General features: G+C 69.5%; 8 protein-coding genes. 4 read left to right on the top strand and 4 right to left on the bottom strand.

Features of this window, described 5'->3' with window-relative positions:
• Positions 1–257, bottom strand: a 257-nt coding sequence (locus IEZ15_RS42790; protein WP_189282341.1) for a beta-ketoacyl synthase N-terminal-like domain-containing protein, incomplete at its 3' end; no start/stop codon positions are given.
• A 564-nt stretch (positions 258–821) separates the two neighbouring features.
• On the opposite strand from IEZ15_RS42790, the gene IEZ15_RS42785 reads away from it, so the two are divergent.
• From IEZ15_RS42785 to IEZ15_RS42770, 4 genes are all read left to right on the top strand, one after another.
• Complete coding sequence (locus tag IEZ15_RS42785) at positions 822–1,058, top strand: acyl carrier protein (RefSeq protein ID WP_114248229.1); 237 nt, start codon at positions 822–824, stop codon at positions 1,056–1,058.
• A gap of 11 nt (positions 1,059–1,069) precedes the next feature.
• Positions 1,070–2,110 carry a helix-turn-helix domain-containing protein gene (locus IEZ15_RS42780; protein WP_189282340.1) on the top strand — a complete coding sequence of 347 codons (1,041 nt, stop codon included), beginning with the start codon at positions 1,070–1,072 and terminating at the stop codon, positions 2,108–2,110.
• Positions 2,079–3,629, top strand: a complete 1,551-nt coding sequence (locus IEZ15_RS42775) for an AMP-binding protein (RefSeq protein ID WP_189282339.1) — start codon at positions 2,079–2,081, stop codon at positions 3,627–3,629. The genes IEZ15_RS42780 and IEZ15_RS42775 overlap by 32 nt, the downstream gene beginning before the upstream one ends.
• Positions 3,630–3,758: 129 nt before the next feature.
• Positions 3,759–5,354 (top strand): MFS transporter, encoded by a 1,596-nt coding sequence (locus tag IEZ15_RS42770; protein ID WP_189282338.1) that lies wholly within the window; start codon positions 3,759–3,761, stop codon positions 5,352–5,354.
• A gap of 85 nt (positions 5,355–5,439) precedes the next feature.
• Here the strand turns inward: IEZ15_RS42770 and IEZ15_RS42765 are convergent, their stop codons facing one another.
• The 3 genes from IEZ15_RS42765 to IEZ15_RS42755 form a co-directional block, all read right to left on the bottom strand.
• Positions 5,440–6,198, bottom strand: coding sequence for a TetR/AcrR family transcriptional regulator (locus tag IEZ15_RS42765; RefSeq protein WP_189282337.1), 759 nt, complete (start codon positions 6,196–6,198; stop codon positions 5,440–5,442).
• A gap of 209 nt (positions 6,199–6,407) precedes the next feature.
• Entirely contained in the window at positions 6,408–7,610 is a 1,203-nt protein-coding gene (locus IEZ15_RS42760; RefSeq protein WP_189282336.1) for an NAD(P)/FAD-dependent oxidoreductase, read from the bottom strand.
• Positions 7,611–7,638: 28 nt separating this feature from the next.
• A partial coding sequence (locus IEZ15_RS42755; RefSeq protein ID WP_189282335.1) for a beta-ketoacyl reductase occupies positions 7,639–8,406 on the bottom strand: 768 nt, incomplete at its 5' end.

Genomic DNA, 8,406 nt, shown 5'->3' with positions numbered 1-8,406 from the left:
GGCTCCGGATCGTACAGACCCTCCACATCCCACCCACGGTCCACCGGAAACGCCGACACACCGTCCCGGCCCTCCACCAGCAGATCCCACAGATCATCCGGAGACCCCACATCACCCGGATAACGACACGCCATCCCCACCACCGCAATCGGCTCACCACTGGACTTGCGTTCAGCGGCGGCGAGCCTTTTGCGTGCGTCGCGCAAGTCGGCTGTCGCCCGGCGCAGATACTCGAGAAGCTTTTCCTCGTTACTCACCGAGCATGCCCTCCTGTGTCATGACGTGGCAGCGGACTACGGACCCGAGGCGGAATGCGGAGACGAAGAGTGGGGCCGCTCGGAAAATTACGGTGCCGGTCGGCGGCTGCCCACCCCTTAGTCGTGGCCGAGGTCCCCACATTCCAGCCCCTGCCCACCCCAGAGCGCGCGATCGGGCCACAGGCCGGCGCGAGGGCGGGCACAGGGCAGTTGAGTCGGCTCGTACCCGTCCCCGCCTGCGGCCGGTCGCGCCACGGCGCTGGGCGTCGGCGGGCTGTCGGCCTGTCCGTTCCGGCCGGGTCGCGCCTTCATAGGGGCGGGTAGGGGTACTGGTTCAGGCCGGTCGGGGCTAGCGTCAATGGCCTGGGGCGGCTTCCTGCCGAGCACATGGCCGGATGACCGTTCCGTTCCTCCGCCCCGCCCGTTCCGTTTCCGTACGGTCGCCTCCGGTCGGTCTCTTCAGTCTCCACGGGGCTGTCCGTGGGCGATTCCATGGTCCGGCGGCAGTGCGGTACGGCGGCCTCGCCAGAGGCGTCCACCCAACGCATCCGAACCGGAGTCACCATGTGGGATGAGCAGTTCGACACTCTTCTGCGCAAGCAGTTGTCCTTCCTTCCGCCGGAAGAGCCGATCACCGGCGACACACAGCTGCGGGACTACGGGCTGGACTCGCTGGGGATGGTCGAGCTCCTGGCCGGTCTCGAAGCCGCCTACGACGTCCATTTCCGTGACGAGGCACTCTCGTTGGAGATCTTCGAGACCCCACAGCTTCTCTGGAACGCACTGCAGGGTCTGCGCTGAGGAAAGGGCCCATGCACACCGCCTCCGCGCTCAGGCTCCACGAGGGTGACCGGGCTCGGCTGGAGACGCTCGCCCGGATGTCGACTGCACCGGCCGGACTCGTCCGGCGCGCACGGATCGTTCTGCTCGCCGCCGAGGGCGCCTCGAACACGGACGTCGCCGCCCAACTGAGGGTGTCCCGGCCGACGGTGATCAAGTGGCGGAGCCGGTACGAGGAGGCGGGGATCGAGGCGTTGGGCGATCTGCCGCGCCCCGGCCGCCCGTCCACGGTCGACGAGGTCGCGGTGCTGGTCACCACGCTCGCGCACGGTGGCAAGCCGCCGGCCCGGCTGGACGCGCCGTACTGGTCGTCCCGACTGCTCGCCGCCGAGCTGGGGCTCGCGCACTCCACCGTGTCCCGGGTGTGGCGCAAGTGGGGTGTCCGGCCGCGGCGGCCGGAGTCCTTCCGGCTGCCCGCCGAGCCACCGCTGAGCCCCGGAGCCCGTCCAACGGTCGTCGGCGTCTGTCTCGCGCCGCCGTGGCAGGCGGTGGTGCTGCGGGCGGACGAGCGTTCCGGGCACTGGGCCGAGGAGCGTCTCCGTCCTCCAGCCATGGAACGGTCGCGATCGGTCGCCGGCCGGGCGCCCGCACTCGACGTTCTTCTCCGCTTCCTGGAGACGGTCGCCCAGGCCCAACCGTACGCACGGCTCCAGGTCCTGATGGACGGGACGGCCCCGACGCACACCAGGGGTCTAGGGGCGTGGCAGGCAAAGAATCCACGGGTCACACTGCATCGCACGCCGACTTCGTGTTCCTGGTCCGAGCTCATCGAAGTACTCATCGCGGTCAGCAGCGGCGCGGCCCTGCGCTCGGCCACCTTCGAGGCCGACCCCGCACTGAGCGGGTCGTTGCGCGCCCTCGTCGAGACCCGCCTCGGCCCACGGCGTGACCCACTCGCCTCAGTGCTGCCGGGCGGGGATCCAGCGGGCGGTGACCGCCGGTCCACCTCATCCATCCACCGTCACCACCCCGGGAATCCCCATGGCCCAGACGTCAGCCCACGCCCTCTATGACCGATTCCTGCGCGGCCTCGCCCGGTCGCCCCACGGGGTCGCCATCCGCGCGGGTGACCACTCACTCACATACACGGAGCTGTACGAGCGGGCGCTGACCTGGGCCGGTTCGCTCCTGGCCGGGCTGCCCGAGCGTCCGGCCGCGGTCGGCGTGCTGGCGGCGAAGGGCATCGACGCCTACACAGGCATCCTGGCGTGCCTGTTCACCGGGGTGACAATGGTGCCGCTGCAGCCGGCCTTCCCCGTGCTGCGCACGCGTCAGATGCTCGAAGCGGCGGGGGTGCAGGCGCTGATCGTGGACGGTGAGGCCGCCACGGCGCTGGCGCGGCTGCGGGCGCACGGGGTCGAACTGCCCGCGCTGCTGGACGGCGACAGGTCCGGTGACGGGCAGGTGATCGCGCCGGATCCGGCGCTGCGGCTGCCGCGTCCGTGTGCGGTCGCGCCGGACGACGTCGCGTACGTGCTGTTCACGTCCGGCTCGACGGGCCGGCCGAAGGGTGTGCCGGTGACCCAGGCCAACGGAGCCCACTACTTCGGGCTGCTGGATTCCCGTTACGACTTCGGCCCCGACGATGTGTTCTCACAGAACTTCGATCTGAACTTCGACTGTGCCGTCTTCGATGTGTTCTGCGCGTGGGGTGCGGGCGCCACGCTGGTCGCCGTTCCGGCGAGCGCGTACCTGAACCTGCCGGAGTTCGTGGCGGAGCAGGGCATCACGGTGTGGTTCTCCACGCCCAGCGTGATCAGCCTGGTCCGGCGGACGGGTGGGCTGGGCGACGGGGAGTTGCCCTCGTTGCGGTGGAGCTTCTTCGCAGGCGAGGCGGTGACGATCCGGGACGTCGAGGACTGGCAGCGGGCCGCGGCGAAGTCATCGGTGGAGAACCTCTACGGACCCACAGAGCTGACCATCACCATCACGCACCATCGCTGGTCGCCCGAGGAGTCCTTGCGGATCGCCACCGCGGGTGTCGTGCCGATCGGCCAGGTCCATCCGGGCCATGAGTGGCTGGTGGTGGACGAGAGCGGTGAACCACGCACGGAGGAGGGTGAGTTGTGCATCGCCGGCCCACAGCTCACGGCCGGGTACCTCGACCCCGCCGACGACGCCGACCGGTTCCTGGTCCGGAAGGGCCTGCGCTACTACCGGACGGGCGACCGGGTCCGGCAGGCCGAGGGTGGCCAGCTGTTGTACCTGGGGCGACTGGATCAGCAGGTCCAGGTGCGCGGGGTGCGGGTCGAGCTGGCGGAAATAGACGAGGCGTTGCGCGGCTGTCCCGGGGTCGAGGACGGGGTGGCCGTGCCGGTGCGGTCGGGCGAGAGCGTCGAGCTGGTGGCTTTCCACACCGGCGAGGCCGTCCCCGCGGTGACCTTGGCGCGCGAGCTGAGCCGCTCGCTCCCCAGGGCCGTGATCCCGCGGCACTTCCTCCACACGGCGGAGTTCCCGCTCAATCCGAATCGCAAGATCGACCGCAGGGCGCTGATCCGCCTGGCCGAGGAACGGCTCGGCGGAGTGCTCTGAACAACCGCGGGAGGGCGATGCCCGCGGAACCGAGTACGCCGATGAGTACGTAACACGCATAGCGTAAGTGATACGCTTCGCGTGTTACGTACTCAGTGGTCTGGACGCAGGAAGGCATGGACGTTTGCCATGACAGAAATCAAGCCCCGGGCGGGGCTCAAGGAATGGCTCGGCCTCGTGGTGATCGTCCTGGTCACCCTGCTGATCGCCATTGACATCTCGGTGCTGGGCTTCGCCATCACGCCCATCAGCGAGTCACTGAAACCGAGCGCCACCCAGCTGCTGTGGATCATGGACATCTACAGCTTCGTGCTGGCCGGCGCGCTGATCACGATGGGCTGGGTGGGCGACCGGCTCGGACGCCGCAAACTGCTGATCGCCGGCGCGGCGGTCTTCGGCATCGCCTCCGCACTGGCTGCGACGGCCGACAGCGCAGAGATGCTCATCGGCGCGCGGGCGCTGCTCGGCCTCGGGGCGGCGACCCTGACACCGACGTCGCTCGCCCTGATCCGCAACATGTTCCAGGACTCCGCCCAGCGCAAGACCGCCATCGCCGCATGGAGCGGCACCCTCGCAACGGGCGCCGCCATCGGCCCGGTGGTCGGCGGTCTGATGCTGAACAACTTCTGGTGGGGTTCGGTCTTCGTGATCAACACCCCGGTCATGGTGCTGGTGCTGATCCTGGCCCCGATCCTGCTGCCGGAGCGGCGCGACCCCTCGCGCGGCAAGCTCGACGTGCTCGGCGCGCTGTTGTCGATGGCCGGAATCATGCCGTTCATCTACGGCCTCAAGGAGCTGGTCGTCGACGGCTACAGCCGTAACGCCGCGATCTGGGCCGCGGTGGGAGTCGTCCTGCTCATCGCCTTCGTCCAGCGCCAGCGCACGACGTCGCACCCGCTGATCGACATCTCGCTGTTCCGCTACGGCGGCTTCACCGGCTCGATCATCACCAACCTGATGGTGATGTTCTCGTTCATGGGCATCAGCGTCCTCACCAACCAGTACATGCAGATGGTGCTGGGCCTGACCCCGTTCCGTGCGGCTCTGTGGTCGCTCGCGGTGCTGCCGGCCATCGGGGCCGCGGTCGGTGTCGTCTCGGCATTGTCCCGCAAGGTCAAGCCCGTCTACCTCGTCTCCAGCGGCATGGTGGTGATGGCGATCGGCTTCGGCGTCCTGAGCCGGCTCGACGTGGACTCGAACATCGCGGTGCTGCTGGTGGGCGTGGGTCTGATGGCAGCCGGCATGACGGCGTCGAAGACACTCACGGCGGAGATCGTGGTCACCTCCGCCCCGAAGGAGCGCGCCGGCTCGTCCACGGCCACCTCGGAGACCTTCACCGAGTTCGGCAGCGCGTTCGGTTTCGCCGTCATCGGCAGCATCGGTTCCGCGGTGTACCGCAGCGACATGGGCTCGGTGAACCCGGCCGGCCTCGGCGGGGAGGCTCTGGGAGCGGTACGGAACACCATCGGCGGCGCTGCCACCGTGGCGGCGCAGCAGCCGTCCGCGATCGGCGCCGAACTCATCGCCACCAGCCGTGAAGCCTTCACCCACGGTCTCCAGATCGCCGCACTGTCCGGGGCGGCTGCCATGGTCGTGGTGGCCACGATCGTCGCGCTGCTGCTGCGCAAGGTACCGATCGAGACGGGCGACCCGGTGGACCCGTTCGACATCGACGCACCGGCGACCGTGCCGGCCGCCGGACGGATGCAGCCCACCGCGGGCTGAGTCCAGGCCCCCGGCCGCGCACATGACAGTGGGCCGGTTCCCTCACCCTCGGGTTGGGGAACCGGCCCACTGTCATGTGCGCGGGTCAGCTGAGGGGCTTCTCGCCCTTGCGGATACGCGCCAGCACCTCGACCCCGTCCAGCACGCGCTGGAGACCGAAGGTGAAGTCGTCCTCCGACTTCTCGAACACACCGGCTTCCAGCAGTTCGGCGAGAGCGGGGAACGAAACGGGGTCGGCGTACTTGGCCAGCGTGCGGCCGTAGTTGGCCATCAAGTCGGCCTCGCTGATGTCCTCGGCGACCACACCGAGCGAGAGCTGCGCGTAGTTCCGCACATAGCCGATCATCAGCATCATCACGGAGAGTTTCTCGTCCGGCCTGAGGCTGGTGCCGCCGAGTGTGCGCAGACCGCACTCCAGCCAGCTGAGCTGCCCCGGCTCCAGCGGCGGCCCGCTCACCGAGATCTCCAGCATCCAGGGGTGCCGGCGGAAGACCTCCTGGAACGCCCGGGCCCACTGCTCCAGCCCGGCCCGCCAGTCGCCCGCCTCGGTGTCGATGCGGGGCGGGGTGCCGTACGCCATGTCCAGCATCAGCTGCCGCAGCTCGTCCTTGCTCGACACGTGCCGGTACAGCGACATGGTGCCGAAGTCGAGGCTCTTGGCGACGCGGGACATGGAGAGTCCGGCGAGCCCGTCGGTGTCCGCGGACTCGATCGCCGCGGTGACGATCCGCTCCACGCTCAGCCCGGTCCTCGCAGTACGCTGCTCCCGGTTCCGGAGCTCCCACAGCACCCCGATACTGTTCGGCAGGCCTGTGTCCTTGCCCGTTTCCTTGTCAGTAGTCATCTCGTGCCTGCCTTCGTCGGAAGTCTTCGCTATGCGTATCATGCACGCATAGAGCATCGTATACGCCGAGGGGGCGCCCGTACGCAAAGCCCGTGGGACACCGGTCCGGGAGCCGGTCGAGGGCCGGGCCCGGGTGCGGATCCGCGCAATGTTTGCACACGCCCCGGATCCGAAGGGAGAGGAGCCGTACAACCCGCGACCCCGGGGTGTCAGACACCGGCCGCAGTGGCCGCGACCTCCGCCGACGGACGGCCGAGCAGGAGACGGCACTGCCTCAGGCCACGTGCGCTGTTCCAGCCGAGCGCCCCGACGAGCAGCCCGTCACGGTGGTAGGCGGCGACGAACTCCCGGTCCCCGGGCGAACCGCTGACGATCTCGGTACGGGCGTCCGGCGGGCACCAGCCGATGGTCTGGATCTTCGCCCCGAACTGGTGCGTCCAGCCGAAGGGCACCGGACTGTACGGCTTCACCCCGGCTTCACCCCCCAGGATGTTGCCGACGACCGCCATCGCCTGCTGGGCGGCGTTGGTCCGTTGTTCGAGCCTGACCCGGGCGCCGGCCATCGTCGGATGCGGCCAGTTGGCGACATCGCCCGCCGCCCACACACCGGGCGCGGCCTGGCAGTACACATCACAGAGCACTCCGTCGTCCAGGCGCAACCCTGAGCCGACGAGCCAGTCCACCGCGGGCACGGAGCCGATCGCGACGACGACGAGGTCGGCGTCGACCGAGGTGCCGTCGGACAGCAGGATCCCGCTCGCACCGCCGTTCTCCTCCACCAGGCCCGCCACACCCGCGCCCAGGACGAGCCGCACACCGTGGTCACGGTGGAGTTCCGCGACCAGGGCGCCGACTTCGGGGCCGACCTGACGTTCGAGCGGCGTGGCGTTGGTGTCGATCAGCGTGACGTCTAGTCCGGCCTCGCGGGCGGTCGCGGCGATCTCCGCACCGAGGAATCCCGCACCGATCACCGCGACGCGGGGACCGGCCGCGAGCGCCTCGCGCAACTGAACCGCATCGTCGAGCGAACGCAGTACATGGACGCCCCGCACACCCTCGCCCCACGGCAGCCGACGCGGCCGGAGTCCGGTCGCGATGATCGCCGCGTCGTACGACAGCTGCTCTCCGGTCGACAGCGCGACGGTCCGCGCGGCCCGGTCCAGCGCCGTGGCCCGGCAGCCCAGGCGCAGATCGACGTCGATCGCGCTGAGCACGTCCTCCTGCCGCAGCCAGGTCTTCCTGGGTTCCCAGGTCTCGCTCAACAACTCCTTCGACAGGGGCGGCCGGTCGTACGGCGGATGGATCTCGTCGCCGACGAGGGTCAGGCCGCCTTCGTATCCCTTGGCGCGCAGTGTCTCCACCGCGGTCAGTCCGGCGGCCGCCGCACCCACGACGACTATCTGGTTCAGCACTCCGGCTCCTCATCCGCTCGATCTGCGCTCACACCGATGCCTCGGCGCCACCGTCGAGGATGTCGAACAGTTCTTCTGCGGTCGCCGCGCTCAGGTCGTCCTGTGGGGTGTCGTCGCCGAACAGCGTCCGCCGCAGATGGACGGCGAGTTCGGCGGCTGAGGGGTAGTCGAATATGAGGGTCGGCGCGAGCCGGCAGCCGGTGACCGCATTGAGCCTGTTCCTGAGTTCCAGGGCGGTCAGCGAGTCGAACCCGATGTCGAGGAACCCCCGCTCGGCAGCGACCGCGTCGGCGCCACTGTGACCGAGGACGGCGGCCGCATGGCTCCTCACCAGATCCAGCAGGGACCGCTCCCGGTCCTCGCCGCTCAGCGCCGTCAGCCGCTCGATCAGCGCGGCGGGATCCGATCCCTTCGTACGGCTCCGCACAACGGAACGGGACTCGGTGAGCGCCATGTCACGCAGCAGCGCGGGTAGTTCGTCGGACTTCGAGCGCAACGTCGGTACGTCCACGGCAAGCGGCACCAGCGCCGCACACCCGGAGCGCAGCCCTGCGTCGAACAGTCTCAGCGCGTCCGCCGGATCGAGCGCGGGCAGCCCGCGAGCAGCCATGAGTCGCACATCCTCGTCGAGGGCCTCGGTGAGACCCGTCGCGACATCCCACAGGCCGTAGGCGAGAGAAGTGGCCGGCAGGCCCTCGAAACGCCGCTGCACCGCCAACGCGTCCAGGAACACATTCGCCGCCGCATAGTTCGCCTGCCCCGCCGCCAGCACCGAACCGCCCGCCGACGACAACAT

Source organism: Streptomyces atratus (genome assembly GCF_014648655.1).
Taxonomy (GTDB): domain Bacteria; phylum Actinomycetota; class Actinomycetes; order Streptomycetales; family Streptomycetaceae; genus Streptomyces; species Streptomyces atratus.
This window is presented reverse-complemented; position numbering and strand designations above follow the sequence as displayed.

What these genes read in the sequence shown, in the direction of transcription:
- IEZ15_RS42775 (WP_189282339.1), top strand. Translation starts at nt 2,079, where the DNA reads ATGGCCCAGACGTCAGCCCACGCCCTCTATGACCGATTCCTGCGCGGC.
- IEZ15_RS42785 (WP_114248229.1), top strand. Translation starts at nt 822, where the DNA reads ATGTGGGATGAGCAGTTCGACACTCTTCTGCGCAAGCAGTTGTCCTTC.
- IEZ15_RS42780 (WP_189282340.1), top strand. Translation starts at nt 1,070, where the DNA reads ATGCACACCGCCTCCGCGCTCAGGCTCCACGAGGGTGACCGGGCTCGG.
- IEZ15_RS42770 (WP_189282338.1), top strand. Translation starts at nt 3,759, where the DNA reads ATGACAGAAATCAAGCCCCGGGCGGGGCTCAAGGAATGGCTCGGCCTC.
- IEZ15_RS42765 (WP_189282337.1), bottom strand. Translation starts at nt 6,198, where the DNA reads ATGACTACTGACAAGGAAACGGGCAAGGACACAGGCCTGCCGAACAGT.